The sequence below is a fragment of the Novosphingobium sp. PhB55 genome (assembly GCF_004368805.1).
Taxonomy (GTDB): domain Bacteria; phylum Pseudomonadota; class Alphaproteobacteria; order Sphingomonadales; family Sphingomonadaceae; genus Novosphingobium.
The window spans coordinates 85768-106394 of record NZ_SODQ01000009.1 but is presented as its reverse complement, the minus strand read 5'-3'; the positions used below and the strand labels follow the sequence as shown (position 1 = coordinate 106394).

The 20627-nt window shown below is 60.0% G+C and carries 21 protein-coding genes; 10 read left to right on the top strand and 11 right to left on the bottom strand.

Features of this window, described 5'->3' with window-relative positions; translation table 11 throughout:
• Positions 1–33 precede the first annotated feature (33 nt).
• Positions 34–300 (bottom strand): GlsB/YeaQ/YmgE family stress response membrane protein, encoded by a 267-nt coding sequence (locus tag EDF57_RS21865; RefSeq protein WP_134095814.1) that lies wholly within the window; start codon positions 298–300, stop codon positions 34–36.
• 58 nt (positions 301–358) lie between these two features.
• Entirely contained in the window at positions 359–565 is a 207-nt protein-coding gene (locus EDF57_RS21860) for a hypothetical protein (protein WP_134095813.1), read from the bottom strand.
• A 200-nt stretch (positions 566–765) separates the two neighbouring features.
• Between EDF57_RS21860 and EDF57_RS21855 the strand changes: the two genes are divergently transcribed.
• The 3 genes from EDF57_RS21855 to EDF57_RS21845 all read left to right on the top strand — a co-directional run bounded on the left by EDF57_RS21855 (position 766) and on the right by EDF57_RS21845 (position 2621).
• Entirely contained in the window at positions 766–960 is a 195-nt protein-coding gene (locus EDF57_RS21855) for a helix-hairpin-helix domain-containing protein (RefSeq protein WP_134095812.1), read from the top strand.
• Between the two features lie 236 nt (positions 961–1196).
• Complete coding sequence (locus tag EDF57_RS21850) at positions 1197–1394, top strand: glycine zipper 2TM domain-containing protein (RefSeq protein ID WP_134095811.1); 198 nt, start codon at positions 1197–1199, stop codon at positions 1392–1394.
• A gap of 177 nt (positions 1395–1571) precedes the next feature.
• A complete protein-coding gene (locus tag EDF57_RS21845) occupies positions 1572–2621 on the top strand; it encodes an AI-2E family transporter (protein WP_243841218.1) in 1050 nt (349 codons plus the stop codon).
• 495 nt (positions 2622–3116) lie between these two features.
• On the opposite strand, the gene EDF57_RS21840 is transcribed toward EDF57_RS21845, so the two are convergent.
• The 7 genes from EDF57_RS21840 to EDF57_RS21810 form a co-directional block, all read right to left on the bottom strand.
• Entirely contained in the window at positions 3117–3947 is an 831-nt protein-coding gene (locus EDF57_RS21840) for a TauD/TfdA family dioxygenase (protein ID WP_134095810.1), read from the bottom strand.
• 26 nt (positions 3948–3973) lie between these two features.
• Positions 3974–4729, bottom strand: a complete 756-nt coding sequence (locus EDF57_RS21835; RefSeq protein ID WP_134095809.1) for a glucose 1-dehydrogenase — start codon at positions 4727–4729, stop codon at positions 3974–3976.
• Between the two features lie 19 nt (positions 4730–4748).
• On the bottom strand, positions 4749–5165 hold the full coding sequence (locus tag EDF57_RS21830) for a nuclear transport factor 2 family protein (protein ID WP_134095808.1): 417 nt from the start codon (positions 5163–5165) through the stop codon (positions 4749–4751).
• Complete coding sequence (locus tag EDF57_RS21825; RefSeq protein WP_134095807.1) at positions 5162–5746, bottom strand: SRPBCC family protein; 585 nt, start codon at positions 5744–5746, stop codon at positions 5162–5164. Before EDF57_RS21825 ends, EDF57_RS21830 begins: the two co-directional genes overlap by 4 nt.
• Positions 5743–7437: an FAD-binding protein gene (locus EDF57_RS21820; RefSeq protein WP_134095806.1), complete on the bottom strand. Its 1695-nt coding sequence runs from the start codon at positions 7435–7437 to the stop codon at positions 5743–5745. The genes EDF57_RS21825 and EDF57_RS21820 overlap by 4 nt, the downstream gene beginning before the upstream one ends.
• 75 nt (positions 7438–7512) lie before the next feature.
• Positions 7513–8283: a TauD/TfdA family dioxygenase gene (locus tag EDF57_RS21815; protein ID WP_243841217.1), complete on the bottom strand. Its 771-nt coding sequence runs from the start codon at positions 8281–8283 to the stop codon at positions 7513–7515.
• An 82-nt stretch (positions 8284–8365) separates the two neighbouring features.
• Positions 8366–9016, bottom strand: a complete 651-nt coding sequence (locus EDF57_RS21810; protein ID WP_166675350.1) for a TetR/AcrR family transcriptional regulator — start codon at positions 9014–9016, stop codon at positions 8366–8368.
• 183 nt (positions 9017–9199) lie between these two features.
• Between EDF57_RS21810 and EDF57_RS21805 the strand changes: the two genes are divergently transcribed.
• Complete coding sequence (locus EDF57_RS21805) at positions 9200–10972, top strand: NAD(P)/FAD-dependent oxidoreductase (RefSeq protein ID WP_243841216.1); 1773 nt, start codon at positions 9200–9202, stop codon at positions 10970–10972.
• A 168-nt stretch (positions 10973–11140) separates the two neighbouring features.
• A complete protein-coding gene (locus EDF57_RS21800; RefSeq protein ID WP_134095803.1) occupies positions 11141–12304 on the top strand; it encodes a MaoC family dehydratase N-terminal domain-containing protein in 1164 nt (387 codons plus the stop codon).
• A 128-nt stretch (positions 12305–12432) separates the two neighbouring features.
• On the opposite strand, the gene EDF57_RS26080 is transcribed toward EDF57_RS21800, so the two are convergent.
• The gene (locus EDF57_RS26080) at positions 12433–13164 is read right to left on the bottom strand and encodes an NmrA family NAD(P)-binding protein (protein WP_243841215.1); all 732 of its coding nucleotides are present in this window, start codon (positions 13162–13164) and stop codon (positions 12433–12435) included.
• A gap of 285 nt (positions 13165–13449) precedes the next feature.
• Here EDF57_RS26080 and EDF57_RS21790 point away from each other — a divergent pair, with 285 nt between their 5' ends.
• Positions 13450–14631 carry a trehalase family glycosidase gene (locus tag EDF57_RS21790; RefSeq protein WP_347876965.1) on the top strand — a complete coding sequence of 394 codons (1182 nt, stop codon included), beginning with the start codon at positions 13450–13452 and terminating at the stop codon, positions 14629–14631.
• A gap of 176 nt (positions 14632–14807) precedes the next feature.
• On the opposite strand, the gene EDF57_RS21785 is transcribed toward EDF57_RS21790, so the two are convergent.
• The gene (locus tag EDF57_RS21785) at positions 14808–17132 is read right to left on the bottom strand and encodes a TIM-barrel domain-containing protein (protein WP_243841229.1); all 2325 of its coding nucleotides are present in this window, start codon (positions 17130–17132) and stop codon (positions 14808–14810) included.
• Positions 17133–17586: 454 nt separating this feature from the next.
• On the opposite strand from EDF57_RS21785, the gene EDF57_RS21780 reads away from it, so the two are divergent.
• From EDF57_RS21780 to EDF57_RS21765, 4 genes are read left to right on the top strand one after another with little or no spacing between them, the layout of a single operon-like run.
• Positions 17587–18582 carry an aldo/keto reductase gene (locus tag EDF57_RS21780; protein ID WP_134095800.1) on the top strand — a complete coding sequence of 332 codons (996 nt, stop codon included), beginning with the start codon at positions 17587–17589 and terminating at the stop codon, positions 18580–18582.
• Position 18583: 1 nt separating this feature from the next.
• Positions 18584–19351, top strand: a complete 768-nt coding sequence (locus tag EDF57_RS21775) for a glucose 1-dehydrogenase (protein WP_134095799.1) — start codon at positions 18584–18586, stop codon at positions 19349–19351.
• Between the two features lie 53 nt (positions 19352–19404).
• Positions 19405–20145 (top strand): carboxymuconolactone decarboxylase family protein, encoded by a 741-nt coding sequence (locus tag EDF57_RS21770; protein WP_208324930.1) that lies wholly within the window; start codon positions 19405–19407, stop codon positions 20143–20145.
• Positions 20142–20627: a cupin domain-containing protein gene (locus EDF57_RS21765; protein WP_134095798.1), complete on the top strand. Its 486-nt coding sequence runs from the start codon at positions 20142–20144 to the stop codon at positions 20625–20627. The genes EDF57_RS21770 and EDF57_RS21765 overlap by 4 nt, the downstream gene beginning before the upstream one ends.

The following is a 20627-nucleotide window of genomic DNA, read 5'->3' as shown; positions in this document are numbered from 1 at the left end:
GGCAGGCGGCGCTGAATCCAACGATAGTCTAGGTTACCGTGCGCGATTACGCTGGAAGAAGTTGACGATTGCGAGCAGGATCACGGCGCCAACAAATGCAATGATCAAGCCGGTCAGCGAAAACTGCTGCACGCTGCCACGAATACCGAACAACGGACCCGACAGGGCGTTACCAATCACTGAGCCAACGCAGCCGACGACGATATTGAGGAAGATGCCCATTGAAGCATCCCGCTTCATCACCATGCTCGCCAACCAGCCCGCGATGCCGCCAACAATAAGCGCGACGATCCAACCCATGTTCGTCTCCAATTAAATAGAATGTGCCTGGAAATTGCCGGACATGACCCGGCAGTGGTCAGCGGAGCTTGTCGGCGTCGCGCTTTTCTAGGTGCTTCTTGAACGCGTATCCGCCCACAGCTGCCGCCACCATGCCGACTGGCCCGAGGCGGCGCAGGACCGTGGCCGCGCCTACGCCCAGCAGGGCACCACTGGTGCCCCCAACGCCGCTCACATCGCGCGAAATGCGCTTGCCTGCGATAGCGCCGATAACTTTCCCGATCATACCGGTCTCCTTTGCTGGCAGAAGAAGCCGGAGGCAGCTCGATTGTTCCGATCGTTGCCGTCTAATCGGGAAAAAGGGATCGGTATCTTCGGGTTTGACCCCTTGACGAAAAGCACGAAAGAACTTCGTCAAGGGTTTTGAGTTTTCATCCGCGAGGGAAAATCCGGCTTTTGCCCATCATCTTCGAAAGGCGAAATACCATGACACAAGGCGTTGATATCAACACTGCAACAGCTGAACAGCTTGATGAAATCCCGCAGCTCAAGGGACATGGCTTCGAGATCGTTCGGTATCGCGGCGAACGTGGAAATTTCACTGAGCTTCGCCAACTGGAGGAAGTCCCGGGATTGGCCGGCCATACGCAAGGCTTGGAAGCGATACTGATATTCACATAGCATGATGATAGAAGGCAGCCCTTTTGGCCGGGCGGTCCACGTCCAGAGGTAGAGATGCCAAGGTCAATCATTGCAAAAGAGCCTGTCCGACAATCACCTCTGTTGCCGAGATGCCTTTGCAACAACGGCTCCTCTCTTTCTGCGCAATCGCGAGTGCACAATTTCAATGTGTTTCCAGCGGAACTTTAAGGCGGATCAGTCGCTGCACTCACCGACGCAACAGGAGCGAATTTTTCATGAATATCAAGATCGCAAGTGGCCTGGCTCTGGTGATGGCAGCAGGTGCTGCTCTGGGCGGTTGCTCTCATGGCGCCACGCGGGGCGGCCTCATCGGCGGCGCAGGCGGGGCCGTCGTGGGTAGCGCCACCGGGCTGGGAACCACCGAAGGCGCCGTGATTGGCGGTACCGCTGGCGCGGTGATCGGCGACAAGTAACTGCCACGGTCAAAGGTCAGGCGATTGGGTCGGGGTCCAGCAATGGATTTCGGCCCTTTGTTTTGGCAAAAGATTGTTGATCTAGACTGATCGTCTCTCCGTATACGGGCGGACGGCAATACGGTGGGCGATGTACCTGCAAAGGCAGCCCTCCTGTGCGAGATGAGGACGAACCAAATGGAACCTGCACAAGCGAGTGAAGATCCCAGATACTGGACGCTCAGCCGGATCGCCGTGGCAGCGGTCATGGTTATCGCGATTTTTGGTGTAGGACTGCTACTGGTTCGCCTCTCCAGCTTTCTTATGTTGGTTTTTGCCGCTGTGATCCTTGGCGTCGTTTTCGACGCCATTGCGCGCGCGATTTGCTCCTTCTTGCCAATAGGTCGAGCACTGTCGCTTGGGATCGCTGTAATTCTGCTACTTGGGGTTTTTACCAGCGCTCTGATCCTGTTCGGCGCCCAACTCACCAGCCAGTTCGACGCCATCAAGCAAAGTCTCCCGGACGGACTCGAACAGCTTCAGGCGTTTCTTAGCCGCATAGGCCTTGACCACGCCGCGAACGGCATCCTTGAACAGGGAAAGGGCAGCCTTTCAGCCGCGGCATCGAAGATCGGCACGTACATGATTGCCATCGGCAACGGTGTGACGAACTTTGTCCTGGTGTTCTTCGCGGCGATCTTCCTAGCTGCCGATCCCGCGGTCTACCGCCGCGGTTTTCTCCTTCTTATGCCCGATCGGGCGGCACAAGTTGCTGATGAAGGTCTGAAGGATGCCGGCCGCGGCCTTACTGGCTGGATGAAAGGCCAGGCTGTTTCTTCCGTTGTGGTAGCTATTTTGACCTCGGCAGGCCTGACACTGCTTGGCGTTCCTTCTGCCGGCGGTCTTGGCGTTATCGCAGGCTTGCTGGATGTGATCCCCATGATCGGACCCGTTATTTCAGGGGTTCCAGCGGTCTTGCTGGCGTTCACCCAGTCGCCAGCGACGGCACTCTGGACAGTTCTGCTGTTCGTTGTCATCCAGCAGCTTCAAGGCAATTTCCTGCAGCCGATGATCCAGAAGCAAGCAGTCGATGTGCCTCCTGCAGTTCTGCTATTCACGGTGGTTGCGGCAGGGACGCTGTTTGGCGCGCTGGGCGTTCTGCTGGCAGCGCCGCTGACCATCGCGGTTTTCGTGCTAGTGAAACGGATCTACGTGAAGACCCTGTTGGGTAAGGACGTGAAAATATGAGGGGTGCTCGTCGCCCCTTCCCCCGAAAACAAAGGATCAAACTTGACATACATCACGTTAATAGTTATTTATTAGTGGCATTATCATAATTTAAGATATATTCATAAGTAAAACGCAAAGATTTTGCCTATCTCTCGCGCGCAAGAACATTATTATTAGCAGCAATTTCCAGCAGGGCAGGTCTTCTTCGGCTAAAACGCATCAATGCCACGTATGCGCCTGAACGATAAAAAGGCCTCACGATCCGGCTGCTGGACCGTCGCAAACCCGACCCTTTCCCGACGCTGAAACGTCAATTTTCGAGCCCTAAGTGCGGACGGTCCGCAATTTCCGGCAGTTGCCGACCCATTGTTGCCGTTCAAGTGAAAAATCCCGATGCCCAGGTGCAGACGGTCCTGTTCCGGCAAGTTGCGACCAATTGTCGCCGTCCCGACGCGACCTCCTGAACGTCGGCTGCGATCAAAACCCGCCACTCCATCGGCTCCGAACACCAGATTAAGCGGGGGCTTCTATCCCGGCGATCGTCGTGCGGTTCATCAGACGGCCCGAGTTTTCGCTGTAAGGAATAACGCGGTGCAACGCGGAAGTGTTGTCCCAGACCACGCAGTCCCCGTCCTCCCACTCGTGACGGTAACTGAAAGCAGGCTGCACTGACCATTCCAGCAGGCGCGCAAGGATCGCGCGGCTCTCGGCCCGGCTCTTGCCGACGATCAGATCGGCGGTCGATCCGATGACGAGTGACTTGCTGCCATTGCTGTCCGTGCGAACTAGCGGATGCTCATGCTGCATCACCCTTCGCGCCGGATCGACTTCCTCGGGAGACATGATTTCGCGGAGTGAGGCGGTGACGCTATGCACAACCCGCATGGATTCGAACGATGTCTTCTCGTTATCGGGCAGAGCTTCGTAGGCCGCTTTCGTGCTGGCAAATTCAGTTTGGCCACCATCGGTGGCCAGGCGCCGCGCGCTCAGCAGTGTCGCTTTCGGGGGCGCCACATCGACTGTGAGTCCGTCCATATGCCAGAACCATGTTCCAAGAACGTATTCCTTTTCGATCGCCGCGCCCTCATTGAGCGTGACCTCATAGACCTCTTCAGAATCCTCGCGTCCCGCGACGCGACGGGAAATGTTGATCCGCTCTCCGAGCGCATCAGTCAGTGCAAGCTGTTCCTCATTGGAGAGACGCAGCTTTGGGAATACGAGCACCGTGTGTAAATCGAGTAGGCGAAGCAACTCGCGCGCCACCTCGGCATCCTTAATGTGCTGGCGTTCGATATAAACCTTGGCGCCAATATGTGGCTTAAGGAGGTCGTACTTCACGCTCATCTCACGGTCCCCACATTGTTTGTTGATTATGCGATTATGCGCCCGCCGTTTACACCGATGACTTGGCCGGTGACGAAAGCCGCGTCATCCGATGCGAGCCAACTCACGGCGCCTGCTATGTCCTCGGGCCTGCCCTCACGACACACCGGCCCCGCCATCGCGAGTTGTTCTCGGCTCATCGGCTGCTTGGAGCGCGCGAAGGAATCTTCCGACATGATCGTTCCTGTGATGAAACGCGGGGGAATTACGTTGACGGTGACCCCGGCAGGACCAAATTCAACGGCAAGGCTCCGCGTCAGCGCGATCATGCCGCCCTTTGACGAAGCGTAGGCGGCCATCCGTGGCGCTCCCGTCTGTGCGGCCGACGATGCGATGTTTATGATGCGTCCCCAATTCGCCTCGATCATACCCGGCAGGATCTCTTGGGTGACAATGAAGGTGCCAGTGAGATTGACCTTATGGATCATATCCCACTGCTCATCAGTCATCTCGAGGAATGGCCAGTAGCCGGTGATCGCAGCATTGTTCACCAGAATGTTGATCGCGCCGAATAGCGTAGTCAGCTTGCCAACTGCGGCTTGGACCTGGTCTCGATTAGAGATATCGCAACCTAGGGCGATCGCTTGGCCGCCGTCCTTTATGATGGATGCGACAGTTTCGGCGCACCGGTCGGCGTCCAAGTCTAGAACGCCGACAGCCGCGCCGTCTCGCGCCAATCTCTTCGCGCAGGCGGCACCTATGCCGGCGGCGGCTCCAGTGACAAGGGCAACCTTTTGGGTCATTGGCCCATCTCCCCTAAAATCAGCGCTGTGCCTCGACATCCGCGAGAAGCGGCAGAATGCGTTCGTCGGCGAGGAGCGTGCAGTAATACTCGTTCACGAGTTTGATCAGCCCATTCTCAAGGGTGAAGACCATGCAATATTGATTGCGGTAATCCGTATCGTTCGCGAGCATGGCGTTACCTTCGAATTCCACCACGACCCGTTCGCCCTCGGCGGTCACGGTCACGAAATGGGGCTGGAGCCCCGTTGGAATGGTTTCCTTGAAGGCCGCAGTCGTCGCGAGGATCAGTTCGCGTGGCCTCGGCCCAGAAAGTTTGCCAAATCCCTTGGCCACCGTCTGTGCTCCAGGCGCTAGACAAGTTTCAGCCGTCACAGCGTCGCCGTCGCTGAATGCCTTGATGAATTTGACGACCAGGTCCTTGTTCTGCTGGCTCATCTGCCTTCTCCCTTCAATTTTTGCCGCGCAACGCCCTCGCTCCGGAAGAGCCGGCGGAGCCAGCCCAGCGCGAGCGCGAGGAAACCCCTCTTCGGCGCGATGTCAGTTGCTGCGCCCGCCCTTGCAGCAGTGGGTCCCGGGCTTGCCTGCTCGATTTCCGCTTTGAACTGCTCCGCGAAGGCACGAGCGAATTTCGGGAGCAGCGGCTTGCCCATCGCTTCCCACATCGGGGCCATGGGGCCTTCGCCGATCACCTGTACGCCTAACGTGACTTCGGTCTGGTTTGGCGAAAGGGCTTTGGCCCGATAGACACCGCCGCCCCTTACGGGGTCGCCTTGCAGGGTATAGGCGAAGTCGACTTCGCTGGGACCGGACCAACGGTCCACGTGGACAAAGACTTTGACGGTACGCACAAGCGCGCCGACCCCCACTTTGAGGGTCCAATGCGAATCATCCTCATCGATGATCGCGCAGTCCTGCAGACCAGGCATGAGCTTCGCCCACCCGTTGATGTCCTTGGCGTATCCCCAGACATCTTCGATCGGAGCGCCGATGACTACGGACTGTTCGGTCTCGATCATGCCGATGCGCACAGTGCGATTTCGAGGAGATCGCTGGGCTGCCCAGCGGCATGTCGGCCGGACAGGTAGCCGTGAGTCATTCCGCGCGCATTCGACATGCCGCTTTGCATCACCGCCCCCGTGTCGAAGCGGACGACAGAACCGCCCGCAGCGTAGAGACCTTCAATCGGTTTGCTGTCCCAGCCAAGAACACGGCAATGCTGGTCTGCGACGAGGCCCGTGCCGCTGATCCCCCCGCCGCCGATCGGCTTGAGTTCTACAGCGTAGAAAGGCGCTTCCCGCAGGGCACCCAAGTTCGGGTTGGGCGCATGCTTGAGATCGCCGCACATGTTAGCGCCCCATGGGAACGTACCCCGGTTGAAGTCGGGATCCTGGCCGACTTCAGCGCCAGCGTTGAACCGCTCGATAGTGTCGGAAAGCGCCTGGGCATCGACTCCGATTTTTCCGGCAAGCTCGCTGATCGAATCCGCCTTGACGCTCAGGCCTTCGGGCAGGTCCTCGCCTGGCATGCTTGATCCGAATGGATACTTCGCTCGGGCTTGCCCATCGAGAATGATCCAGCACGGCAGATTGGGCGTCGTCTGGGTGGCCCCGTCTATGTGATCGGCTGCGAAATACACCGAGCGATAGAAGGCCTCGTTGCTGAACCGTTTGCCCGCCTTGTTCACAACGATTGTGTGGGGCAAGCCCATGAGCGGAATGGCTCCGCGCCACAACGGAGAACCATTGTCATGTTCTTCGCCCGGGATGTGGACGCCGAGCGCCGGTGGATCGGGAACCCGAGCGATCCGCCCGCCGACCGGACCAGCCAGGCGCATAGCCGCGCCATCAACTGTACCCATGACCATCGAGCCGGCATCGATCAGCAAGCTCAAATCCTTGTTGAGTTGCTTGTTGCGCTCGAAACCGCTGACTGCGATCACGACGCCGCGTTTCGCCCTTACGAAAACGTCCCGGCCGCCGCGCTTGGCACGAACCCCGACAACGCGCTCTCCATCATTGATCAGAGCTTCAGCGCTGATGCCGACCTGCAGGTCTACGCCTTTGTCGATCGCACCCTTGACGTAATAGGCTGCAAGGCCCGGTCCGATGCAGCGTTCATCCTTCTCCAGGCGTTCGGCGAGCAAACCGTAATCCCACCCCAGCATGTTGGCGAGGCCGCCACCGCCGAAGATGTCCTGGTGCGTAAAACCGGCCGGAATGTGCGGCGACAGGCGTGTCTTGTGCTGCCACTCTCCCAGCGTCTCGGCAGGGAAAGGCTCGACTTCCAGATAACGACCTTCCGAGGTCGCATCGTTGTTGTGCGGGAAGTAATAGTCGGCGAAATTTGCGATCGGCATCATCTTGAGACCGATCGTTTGTTCGAAGTACTTAAGCGCAACGGGCCCGTGAATCGCCTGATTGCGCATCAGCGCTTCCTCGCCGTACCCCATGGCAAGCGATTGGACGTACCGGAAACCGCTTTCCGCGCTGTCCTCGATCCCGGCTTCGGCCGCGAGGTGATTGCCCGGAATCCAGATCTCGCCCATCGAGTAGGCAGTGACGCCCCCCAGTTCGTCAGAGGCTTCCAGAACCAGCGCGCTCAATCCGTGATCGGCAGCCGTGATCGCCGCACACAGGCCGCCGCCACCCGATCCGATCGCCACCAGATCCGCCTCAAGATCCCAATGCGCGGGAACATTCGGTGTCATCTCCAAATCCTCTCTGAGATCAGTATCGACAGCGTCAGGCGAAGGCTTCTTCGCCAACCAGCGTTGTGCGATGCATCATCCGGCCGCTGTGATTGGGTAGGGCTCCGCGCGGTGCAAGACGCCCGTATTGTCCCAAATGACAAGATCGCCAATGGTCCAGTCGTGCCGATAGACAAAGCGCGCCTGCGTCGTCCACGCGAGCAGTTCTTCGAGCAGCGCGGCGCTTTCGTCCCGGTCCATGCCGACCACGTGCGAGGCGTGGCACCCGATCACAAGGGACTTGCGTCCCGATTTGTGCGTCCAGACCAGATTATGGATCTTGTCTGGCGCCATTCGCCAACGTGCTTCGTTTTCGGGGCTGGCCTCGACGCCGGCGCGGCGCATTGAAACGCCGATGCTATGGGCGACTTTCAGCCCTTCGATGCGTGCCTTCATCTCGTCAGGCAGGGCGTCGTAGGCAGCATGTGTGTTGGCGAATTCGGTTTGACCTCCAACTTGGGAGAGGACGCGACCGCTCAGCAAGGAAGCGAAAATCGGAACGTCATCATGGGTTCCGTCAAGATGCCAGAGCCACGAGCCTTTGAGGTATTCCGCGGCCGCATTTTCGTTCTTGTCCATGGTGATCTTCATGACGCCCCGCTCGCCCTCATCGCGAACCGTGCCCATGTGATTGGAAAGTGCCAACTGCTGGTCGTCTGTGAGCCCTATACCGCGCACCACTACGATACCGCGTTCGATCAGAACTTCGCGAAGTTTCGCCGCCCCCTGCGGACTGATTATCTCTTCGGCAGAAGAGCGAATTTCCGAGCCTATCGACGCCGTAAGGGGAATGACCTCAAAGTTCATGAACGACTCCGACGATGCAATGATACTGATATGGACTTTATTTGCAGTGCGTCGGCGTGGTGTCAAGGGCGGCGCTGTCTGGTTACCAATTGGACCGATCTGATAATAGAACGGCGACGGCGCGCTCGACCCAGGCTTCCCGTACGGCGGCGCTCACAGGCTGATCTGTAAGCAAGACGTTCACGTACCAGCCACGCAGCATAAAAATGAACGCTTCAGCCACGCCGACCGGGTCGCGAACTGAAACCTGGTCGCGTTCAGCGCATTGGATAATGAATTCGGATATTTGCCCGATGCCCTGTTGCGACCGCTCCGCAGCGGCCATCCCCAATTCGGGGAAGCGATGCGCCTCGCTGTAAATCAGCAGATTTACCTGCCTGAGCTCGCCTTCAAGGCTGACCTCTAACGTGCGGTTTGCGTAAGCTCGAAGGCCCATTCCCAGCTCCAGCCAGGTGCCGTCGACCTGAAGTGCTGTTGCGCCGGAGAGGCGGTCTACCTGACGCTTGATGATTGCCTCAAACAGAGCTTCTTTCGAGGCGAAGCGCGAATAGAGTGTGGTCTTGGATATCCCAAGCGCGCGAACGATTTGCGACATCGCCGTGCCGCCGTATCCCGTCTTGATAAATTCCTGAAGTGCTCCCTCAAGGAGCTTGGTATCGATGATTTCGATTTCGCCCTGCCGAGGTCGGCCGCGCGTCCGCTTGTTTACCATCATTTCGCTGGACGTACTCATGCCTGCCCTCTTCTTGAAGCCCGGAGTTGACATACACCATACCCTATGCCACCAAAAAAGACCATTGCCGTATCATAATGAGCGAACGAGCGTATGACGTGCAGGCCAACTCGAGTTCCATCTCGCGAAGAAATCAATATCGAAACTCTTCGTGAGCGATATGCACAGGAGCGCGTTCGCCGGTTGCGGCCGGAGGGCCAGAACCAGTACATCAAGGCAGAAGCAGATTTTGCCGCCGCCTACGAGGATGATCCTCATATGCCGGTGGAGGCGAGGGATCCGCTTTGCGAGGACCTCGATGTCGCTGTGCTAGGAGCGGGCTGGTCGGGGATCATGGCCGGTGTGCATCTTCGCAATGCCGGTATATCGAATTTTCGCCTGATCGAGCATGCGGGCGACGTCGGCGGAGTTTGGTACTGGAACCGCTACCCGGGAATTCAGTGCGACAACGATGCCTATTGCTACCTGCCGCTGCTCGAAGAAACGGGCTTTGTTCCCACCAAAAAGTTCTCTGACGGTTACGAGATCCAGGAACACTGCCAGCGGGTAGCCAGGAAATACGGGCTGTATGAGAACGCCTTGTTTCACACCTTGGTTCGCTCGCTGAAGTGGGATGCGTCGATTGATCGCTGGCGTATTGCGACCAATCGTGGCGACGACATCCGCGCTCGTTTCATTGTCATGTGCGGGGGACCGCTGAACAAGCCAAAGCTGCCAGGAATTCCGGGCATCCGAGGATTCAAAGGCAAGATTTTCCACACTGCGCGCTGGGATTACGAGTACACCGGCGGTGAATGGCGCAATCCTGTCCTGAGCAAGCTTGCAGACAAGCGCGTTGCGATTGTGGGCACGGGCGCGACCGCCATCCAGGCAATCCCCTATCTAGCTAAGTACGCGAAGCAGCTTTACGTAATCCAGCGTACGCCTTCGAGTGTCGATGAGCGGCCCAACCCACCGACGGATCCCGACTGGGTGAATTCGCTGCAACCGGGATGGCAGCACGAGCGACAACTCAACTTCCACGACGCGGCAGTAAACGGGCTGCAGCCCGGTCAGCCGGATCTGATTTGCGACATCTGGACCGAAATCAATCGCAATCTTGCGGCCGAGTTCGACGTCGCAGGTTGGCCCCAGTCCCCTGCCGAGTTCATGAAGAAGCGCGAGGCCATGGATTTCCGGGTCATGGAGCGAATGCGCCAGCGTGTTGCCGCCATCGTAGAAGATGAGGCGACCGCCGAAGTTCTCAAGCCGTACTTCTACTTCAACTGCAAGAGGCCGCTGTCCAGCAATCATTATTACGAGGCGTTCAATGAGCCGAACGTAAAGCTGATAGACGTGTCGAGTACGCGCGGCGTCGAGCGGATGACCGAGAAAGGGTTCATTCATGAGGGCCTGGAGTATGAAATTGACTGCCTCGTATCAGCGAGCGGTTTCGAGGTTACCTCGGACCTCGAGCGCCGCTGGGGCATCCAGGCGATCGAAGGGCGCCGTGCGCTTTCCTTGTATAAGTATTGGGAGAACGGCTTCCGCACGCTGCACGGGGTGATGGCGCACAATTTCCCCAACCAGTTCTTCACCGGCTACATCCAGGGCGGTTTCTTCGCCACCACCACGCATCAGTTCAGCCGTCAAGGGTATCACATCGCCTACATCATCAAGGCGGCGCTGGATCGTGGCCTGACGACCGTCGAACCTTCGCTCCACGCGCAGGACGAATGGGTGGAGCTGATCAGATCGACCGCGATCGACATCTCGCATCTCCAGCGCGAGTGCCCGCCGAGCTACTTCAACAACGACGGCGATACCTCCAAGAACCGTTGGTACCTGGGCGAATCTTATGGGCCGGGCTGGTCCGCGTTCGAACAGCTCGTCGGCGATTGGCGCGAAAGTGGCGACCTCGCTGGCCTTGAATTGGGAAGCGACGTGGCGGCTCACTCGGAAGACGAATCCGCCTGATAAGCGACGAAGAGACGGCCAACTTCCTCGATGAACCCGAGCTGCGCGGGCCACCCGCCCTCCGCGCTATGAACCGCCGAACAGGCAAGATGGCATTTCAACGGCGAAGATCGCTTCTTGATGCCTCGGCGCGCACCGAGCGACCAACAAATTCTTAGGGAAATACGGATGACTGAAACGCTCGATTGTTCTGATCTCGACCAGTACATGGGAATCCCCATCAAACCTACGAGCGTGCGCGATCCCATCCGGAACATCGATATTCGCCGGTGGGCCCAAGCGATGCACTATCCCAACCGGCTACACTACGATGACGAATTTGCTGCGGTCGGTCGGTACGGGCGGCTTGTCGCGCCGCAATCGTTCGCCATCGCAGCAGCGGACGGCCATGGCTGCGGCCCGGCTGCGATCGGCAAGATACCCAATTCTCACCTCATCTTTGGCGGAGACGAATGGTGGTTTACCGGCATCCCGATTTTCGACGGTGACCGCGTGATCCACGAAATGATTCCGTTCGATTATGCGGTCAAGCAGACCAAATTCGCCGGACCAACCTGCTTTCAGCGCGGCGACAACAACTACTACAATCAGAGCGGCCAGCTGATCGCACGTCAGCGCTCGACCAGCATCCGCTACCGCCGCGATCTCGCCGTGGAGATGAGCTCGCTCCAGGGCGAAGATGATCCCGTCTGTAGCGACGAAGGGCTTCGGGATATCGAGGGTCGCAAACTCGAATACATCGACATGCTTCACGCATTGGCGCACGGCAAGCGCTTCTGGGAGGATGTAGCCGTCGGCGATTCCTTGCCGGTTCGCGTTGTCGGCCCGCACAGCATCGCAAGCTTCACTACGGAGTGGCGCGCCTATCTTTTCACCACCTGGGGCAGCTATAACCGCGCCGGGCAGTTCGACCCAGCCGATCTAGGCTTCGTGGACGAAATGGCTGGTTATGAATGCGATCCGGTGATGGAGAAGATCAATCCGGAGCTCACCGACGGCGCCTATATCGGGCCGTCGCGTGGTCACCTGTTCCCGCGCTGGGCCAAGTTCATCGGCATGCCGCGTGCTTACGGCTACGGTGCTTCCATGGGGGCTTGGCTTCTCGACTACATGTCCGGTTGGGCCGGCGAATGGGGCGCCGTGGTGCATTCCAAATCGCAATACCGTGGCCCCGCATTCACCGGTGATGTAACCGTGATGACCGGCCGAGTGATTGAGAAGTCGGTTGATGAGGCCGGTAGCCATCTGGTGCACCTCGAATGTCTTATGGCTGATCAAAATGGTGCCACAATGGCAACGGCGAACGCAGAGGTTCAGTTGCCGACGAAATGAGCATGGCTGAGGCACGGATGGGGCCAACGCGAGGTTCGAATTTTCCTGGCGACCTTCGCGCCTTGCTGAAAATGGTCCGCCTGGAGCGGTTGAACTCGCGCGTCCCTCAAGGCCCGCGAACGGCCGATTTATCCGAATGCAGTCCTTCGTTGCGACCCCTGGGAGCGGCGGCAAAGTCCCAACTCAAGGCGTTGCGCGACCGGCGAAAGCGCCCCGTCTCGGACACTCAGCCGCCAATTTTCCGTTTCTAGCTGCTGCCCGTCCGCTTTCTTATCTTCGATGCTCAAGATTGGCCGTAGGCGACTGTCGGCTTTAGAGCCTGAAGGCGGGTATAGCGGACGCCTACACAGCTTATGTTTCCGAACTATCCCACCGATTTGGATACAGGACTCGAATTTTTCCATGAGGAAGGGTACGGTCCACACCAACCGCTTGAACGGACGGCCAAACGCCGCCGCCAGCTTGTCCGCGACTTCGCCGTATGTAACGGTCTTGCCAGCGAGGAAAACGATCTCGTTCCGGATCGTCGGCTCGAAAAACACGATCTCGGCTGTCAGAAAGCCGATGTCGTCGGGCGTCGTCAGCGTCACGGCGGTATCGAGGCTGCCGAGTGCATGAACCTCGCTGTTCTCTAGATCGACCACACCGAAGCTCGGCTCGAACAGGTAGCTCATGAACATGCCGGTAGAGATGACGACCCGCTCAGTCTTGTCCTGCGAACGCAGCAGCTCGCGTACGTCAAGCTGGGCATCGAAAATGTCCTGCGGCCCACCGCGGCCGATCGCCTCGAAATCGACGCCGAATTGCCACGGGAAATAGCGCGGAATGCCCGCTTGCAGCGCCACCTTGGCCAGCTTCATTGGGGTGGAATGGCGTCAAATAGGCTTATGTAACAAGTGCTATTATCGCATGTGCTGGGGTCACCCCACATCCTGTATCCTAAATCTCGATTTTGAACGAAATTGATGCAGCTTTATTGCACGGAAGCTCGATTTCCCTGATGACCATCCAGGTTAAAGCAGGACAATCTCGGCCTGGACCACTCGTAAACTTAGATCCATGTGACCCCTATGTGGCCCCTGATAAAATCGCCGAAATAAATCTTCTGCCAAAACCGGCTGGAATCGCATTGAAAATGCGAGTTTATCTATCAGTGCCACGCGCGAAACACTTCATCGAAAAAGTATTACTGGGACTCTTATTTTACCATGCTCGGCCTCGTTGCAGACAAACGTGACGATCTTGTCGAAAGCATGATCGACAACTTCACCAGTCTGATCGAACGCTTCGGCCATATTCCCAACGGAACGCGCACTTACTATCTGAGCCGTTCGCAGCCACCGTTCTTTGCGCTCATGCTCGACCTGTCGAAGCAAACTGACCCTGCGGTGCGCGCCCGCCGCCTTGCGGCACTGCGCAAGGAATACGCCTATTGGATGGCCGGCGAAGGTTGCGCGCAGAAATCCAAGAAACCCTGTGACCGCGTGATGCCGATGCCGGATGGCAGCCTGCTCAATCGCTACTGGGACGATCGCGACACGCCGCGCGACGAGTCCTTCGCCGAAGATCGCGCAACCGCGGCAAAAGCATCCGGCCGTCCACCCGAGCAGATGTACCGAAACCTGCGCGCCGGCGCGGAAAGCGGATGGGACTTCAGCTCACGCTGGCTTACCGATCCAAAGGATCTCTCCACGATCGAGACGACATCGATCGTGCCCATCGACCTCAATGCCTTGCTCTGGGCGATAGAGCGGCACATTGCCAAGCAATGTGCACAAGCGGGCGACAGGCCCTGCGCTAAAGAATTCGTCAAGCGGGCCGATCTACGCAAAGCCTCCGTCGATCGGTATCTGTGGCTGGGCAAGGAAGCCCGCTACTCCGATTGGGCCTGGTATGATCGCAAGGCAACGCCCGTCCTGTCGAGCGCAACTCTCTATCCTCTGTTCGTCGGCATGGCCTCCACCGGACAAGCCAGAGCGGTTGCGAATACGACCCGGGACAAGCTGATCGCGCCAGGCGGGCTGCGCACGACAAACCTCCGCACGGGCCAACAGTGGGACGCACCAAACGGCTGGGCTCCCCTTCAATGGGTCGCCATCGAGGGTCTGGAGCGGTACGGCCACAAAGACTTGGCGCAAGACATCGCGACCCGCTGGATCAAGACGGTCGAAGTCACCTACCAAGAAACCGGAAAAATGCTCGAAAAGTACGATGTCGAGGAGCGTCTGCCCGGCGGCGGCGGTGAGTATCCGCTCCAGGACGGCTTTGGCTGGACCAACGGCGTGGCAAGCGCAATCCTGGACCGTTACCCGATCAGCACAAACTGATCGGCATGGCGGGCGGGGATGTCTGCCAGACCCGGCCAACAGGCGCATCTGGTCCCGGACGGCCGAACGTGAGCGTGGCCGACACCGGGCAATCTTCCAGAAGGTTGCCCGGCCGCTATCCTTTGTCGAAAACGTCTCGCGCGCGTGAAAGTTGGCACAGGCGGAAACGGCGGCAGCTAAAGTTTCCGATCGAGTTCTACACGCAGCGACCTTCCGTGAAAGCGCACTTCCTGGCCTTCCGCCTCGCTCAACCCAGTGCCGGACTTCGGAGCTACGACCACAACTCTGAAGATGCGGCTCTGGGCCATCCCTGGGTATCGCCCTCGTCGCGGTCCGATGGTCAATGTGCCGGCCTTGTCGTCCAGGCTCAAATCGATCGTTGCCCGCTCGCCGCGCCGCCAGCCCTGACCATCTCCCGCATCATCGTACAGGGTGAACCGTCCGTCTGCCCCGCGATAGATGCGCAGTTCGACCGGGAGGTTCGGCGAAGCATCCGCATATTGGACCGGTGACCCCAAGGGCAGAATAGTCCCGGCAGCAACATGGACCGGCAGACGGTCGATCGGCGCCGCGACGGAAATCCGCTGGCCGCCCCGGATGCGCTCGCCCGTCCAGAAGTCATACCAGTCGGTGCCGCTCGGCAGGTAGACCTCGCGCGCCACCGCGGCTTTCTGCACCACGGGACTGATGAGGATGGACCGGCCAAACATATATTCGTCCGGCAGGTCGCGCGCGTCCATGTCATCCCGGAAACGCATCCCGACCGGATAAAGGAAGGAAGCGCCTCGGTCGGTGACCTGCCATGACTGTGCGTAGAGATAGGGCAGCAGTCGGTAACGCAAGGCGATTGCGGAAGGCAGGGGCGGGCGCGCTGCCTCCGGGAAGCTGTATACTTCCTTGCCGGCACCCGTGCCGTGGATGCGAAACATCGGATTGAACACCGCCGACTGAAGCCAACGCGTGAACAGTTCCTGGTAACCGATGTCCGCCGGGTTGCCGCCGAAGAAGCCACCGATGTCGACCGACCAATAAGGAATGCCGCTCATCGAGAAATTCACGCCGGCGGGGATCTGCTTTCGGAACACCGTCCAACTGCCTGCCACATCGCCCGACCAGGTGATCGCGGCATTGCGCTGCTGTCCGGCCCATGCCGAACGTGTGAGGATGATCGGCCTCTTCGCCGGATAGTCTGCGCGCATCCCGTCATGGACGGCAGCCGTGTGCATGAGCGGATAGGCATTGTAGACCTCGGCGCCGGGGCCGGCCGCCGTGGTGACATCCCGCATCTGCCCCCAGGCGCCGCCCAGTTCGGCCTCGCTTCCGTCCAGCCAGTAGCCATCGAAGCCGTTGACGCCCAACCGGGCGGCGATCTGCTTCCAGTAGAGGCTGCGTCCGTTCTTCGAGAAGGCGTCGTACCAGCGCCCCCGTCCGGCGGGATAGACGTTGTTGTAGGTCTCCGGATAGAGCGCGCCGGCCCTGTCAAGTTCTTTCGTGGTGTCGAGGTCGAGATCGAACCGGGGCCATACCGAGACGATGCTGTGCACATGCTGGTCGTGTAGCGAAGCCAGCATCTTCTTGGGATCAGGATAGCGGGCCGGGTCCATCAATTGGCTGCCCCACGCGCCAGGCTTCCAATATTGCCAGTCCTGAACCACGGCATCCAGCGGTATGCCGAGCCGCCGATACTCCGCCGCCACACCGAGCAATTCGGCCTGCGACTTGTAACGTTCCTTCGACTGCCAGAGCCCCCAGGTCCAGCGCGCCATGAGCGGAGCCTGCCCGGTCAGATCGCGATAGGCCCCGATGATATCGTCCACGTCAGGACCGGCGAAGAGGAAGTAATCGATCCCTTTCCCCGCTTGGGAGCGGAACACGATTTGCTCGCGGGCCTGCGGGACATCGACGTCGACATCGGTGACGGCCGGATTGTTCCAGAAGAGACCATAGCCGCGCGTCGATACCAGCACGGGAACGCCGACATCGGTATTGGCCTGCTGGAGCCGCGTGGTCGTGCCGATAAGGTCCAGAACCCCGGTCTGATGCTGGCCGAGACCGTAAATGCCTTGCGAGCCTTCCAGCCGGAAGCGCTGTTGCACGGCACCGTCGAGATCTGGCGTAGAGCCCATTTTCTGGGTCAGTGGATCACTCTCGGCGATGATCGGCGCGCCATCTTCGCCTAGCATCGCGACTGCGCCTGACTTCTTGTCGACGGCTATTTGCATCGCCGATGTCGTCAGCAGAAACCGGGAATCATTTTCCGACATGGACCAGCGGATCAACTTCGGAACACCTACGATCGCAAGTTCGCGCCCTGCTGACTTTGAAGCAGACGTACCGCTCGTGATGTGCACGGTTCGGTCGTTCCAGAAGGTAATGGTGAAAGAGGTTCCGCTACGCCGAAACGTAGCACCCGTCGCGGTTTTGCTCTCCACGGCAACTGATGAAGACAGGCTGGTAGAGGGTGGCTGCCAAGGCGCCTGAGCCTGAGCCGCGGCCGTCATAAAAATGGCGCATGTCGCTATACAACGCCCTAACGTCTTCATTCCTGCCCCTCTCCCAAGCTATACTGCAAGGATTATAATGGTGACACCGACGGTCAAGGCAATTTTGAATAAATGTAATTGCAGAGTCCGCACGGATACTGGAACGAAGATGGTTCATTCGCACTGGTCCATCGTCAGGTCCTCCTGCTGAATGATTGCCGGAAGCTCCGGGAGCGCTTGAACGGTCCGATCTACTTCAGGGATCAGGCGGTAGCGGCGGCTTGGCCTGTCAACTCCCTCCCATCCCGCGCTCCCGAGCGTAGTGCCACCGAATCCACAACGAGACATGAGATTATCTCAACGTTGCATGGCGGCGATCTCATGACACACAGCGGGTCCGATCGTGTTGTTATTACCGACAAGGAGGCACCGCTCCCGCCCGTCGCCTGACCCGTAAGCAGAGGAATTCAACATGCAACAGCGTGAACTGGGCGCTAACGGCCCAAACGTGTCCGCCATCGGTCTGGGCTGCATGGGCATGAGCTGGTCCTACGGCCCGCCCAAGGATCGACAGGAGATGATCGCCCTCATTCGCGAGGCGGTGGAACGGGGCGTGACCTTCTTCGACACTGCCGAAGTCTACGGGCCGCGCCTCAACGAGGAGTTGGTCGGTGAGGCCCTCGCACCCTTCAAGGGGCAGGTCTTCATCGCCACCAAATTCGGCTTCGAAGCAGCCTCCGGCGATACGGATCGCTGGAGCAAGCTCAACAGTCGGCCCGAGCACATCCGTAGAGTGGTGGAGGAATCGCTCGCCCGCCTGCGGGTCGAGGCGATCGACCTTTACTATCAGCATCGTGTCGATCCCGATGTGCCGATCGAGGATGTCGCGGGTGCGGTCAGGACGCTGATCGAGGAAGGCAAGGTCAAGCATTTCGGCCTGTCCGAAGCTGGCGTCGGCACGATACGCCGCGCGCATGCCGTGCAGCCGGTGGCCGCATTGCAAAGCGAATATTCGCTGTGGTGGCGCGAACCGGAGGATGAGGTCATTCCCGCGCTGCTGGAACTGGGCATCTCGCTCGTCCCGTTCAGCCCGCTGGGCAAGGGCTTCCTGACCGGCGCTCTGGGTGCCGATGCGGCCTTCGGAGGCGATGATTTCCGCAGCACGGTCCCGCGCTTCCAGGCGGAGAACATCAAGGCCAACCAGGCGCTGGTGGACATCATCCGCCGCTTCGCTGCCGATCGGGGCGTAACCCCCGCACAAGTGGCGCTGGCCTGGCTGCTGGCCAAGCATCCTTCGATCGTCCCCATTCCTGGCACCACGAAAGTGGACAGGCTCATCGAGAACATGGGCGCGGACACGCTCGCCCTCTCTACGGAAGACGTCGAGACATTGGAGGCTGCATCCAGTCAGGTCCGCATCGCCGGGGACCGTTACTCAGCCGCACAAGCTGCGATGGTGGGGCGCTGACATGGCCGTACATTACGACTTCTCCGGCCAGGTCGCCTTCGTCACCGGCGCGGGCAAGGGCATGGGCCTCGCCGCCGCGCAAGCCTTCGCCCGTGCGGGCGCCGCTGTCCTGCTGGCGGATATCGACGGCGATCTTGCCGAAACCGAGGCCGCCAAGCTCCGCGACGCGGGACATCGCGCCGTCGGCATCGCCTGCGACGTGGTCGACGAGGCGCAAGTATCCGACGCTGTCGACCGCGCGGTGGCGGAGTACGGCCGTCTCGACATGGCGTTCAACAACGCGGGCATCCAGGTGCCGCCCAGCGATGCTGCCGACGAGCCTGCGGAAAACTTCGATCGGGTGAATGCCGTCAACTTGCGCGGCGTCTGGGCCTCCATGAAACATGAGCTGCGCCACATGCGCGCGCAGGGCTGCGGCGCGATCGTCAATTGCTCCTCGCTCGGCGGACTGGTCGGCCTGCCCGGTCGGGCGGCCTATCATGCGTCGAAGCACGGCGTGATCGGTCTTACCAAGAGCGCAGCGATTGAATATGCGCCGCGCGGTATCCGGATCAACGCCGTGTGCCCCGGCACCATCGACACGCCGATGGTCGCCGAGATGCTCGACGGTCAATCGGACGCCATGACCGAAATCCTGAAGATGCAACCGATCGGCCGCCTTGGGCACGCCGACGAGGTCGCGCAGGCCGTGCTCTGGCTGTGCAGCCCCGGTTCCAGCTTCGTCCTCGGCGTCGCGCTGCCGGTCGACGGCGGCTTCGTCGCCCATTGATCGGCGCCGTTCCCATGCGCCTTCTCTTTACAGCCATGACAGGACTGATCCTCATGACCAGCACAGCACAGGCCCAGCAGCCCAATGTCGAAGGCCGCCGCCTTTCGCCCGAGCAAGTGCGCAAGGTGGCCCCGGCCCTCGAAAAATACACGCAGGACCGTCTCTACGGCGACGTCTGGAAACGCCTCGGCCTTGACCGGCGCGATCGCAGCCTCATCACCGTGGCCGCCCTGATTGCACGCGGGCAGGCGCCGGCGCTCACCTACTACGCCGATCAGGCGATCGAGAACGGCGTGAAGCAGCGCGAGATTTCCGAGACGATCACGCACCTCGCCTACTATTCGGGCTGGGGCAACGCGATGGCGGCGGTAGGCCCCGTTGGCGAAGTCTTTGCCCGGCGCGGCATCGGCGGCGATGAGCTTCCCGCCGAGACGCCGCCGCCGCTTCCTCTCGATGAGGCAGCGGAGGCCGTGCGCAAGCAGCGAGTTGGCGAACTCTATGACAGCGTCGCCCCCGGTCTGGTGGGCTACACCACCGACTATCTGTTTCGCGACCTCTGGCTCCGCCCGGACCTCGCCCCGCGCGACCGCAGCTTGGTGACGGTGGCCGCGCTGATCGCCGCGGGACAGACGGAGCAGGTCAGCTACCATCTCGGCCGCGCGATGGATGCGGGCCTCACCCAGGAACAAGCAGCCGAAGTGATCACCCACCTCGCCTTCTACACCGGCTGGCCCAATGCCATGTCCGCGCTGGCCGTCGCCAAAGACGTGTTCGCCCAGCGCGCCGCGAAATGAGCGGCGCCACGATCCGGCGTTCGGCGAATATATTGGCGGTGGTCGCCGTTTGCGCGGCGTCTCCGGTCGCGGCGCAGACGGCGGAGGCCGGGGTCAGCCGCGCAGAAGAACGCACTGCGACATCCGGACCGGCCTCGAACTTCACTGGCTCCGTCACGGTGCGTCCGGTATTTCCCGCATCGCCGCCCAGCGCAGTATACGCCGGCGAAGTCACCTTTCAGCCGGGCGCCCGATCGAACTGGCATCGCCACCCGATGGGCCAGCACCTCATCGTCACCGCCGGCCTGGGCTGGACCCAGATCGAAGGCGGGCCAGTTGTGGAGATGCGGCCCGGCGATGCCGTCTGGTGTCCGCCCGGTGTGAAGCACTGGCATGGCGCATCTCCCCAAGAGGGCGTCACGCATATCGCGATCCAGGAAACGGTGGGCGGCGCGAACGTCGAATGGCTCGAACCGGTGACGGCCGCCCAGTACCGGCGCTAG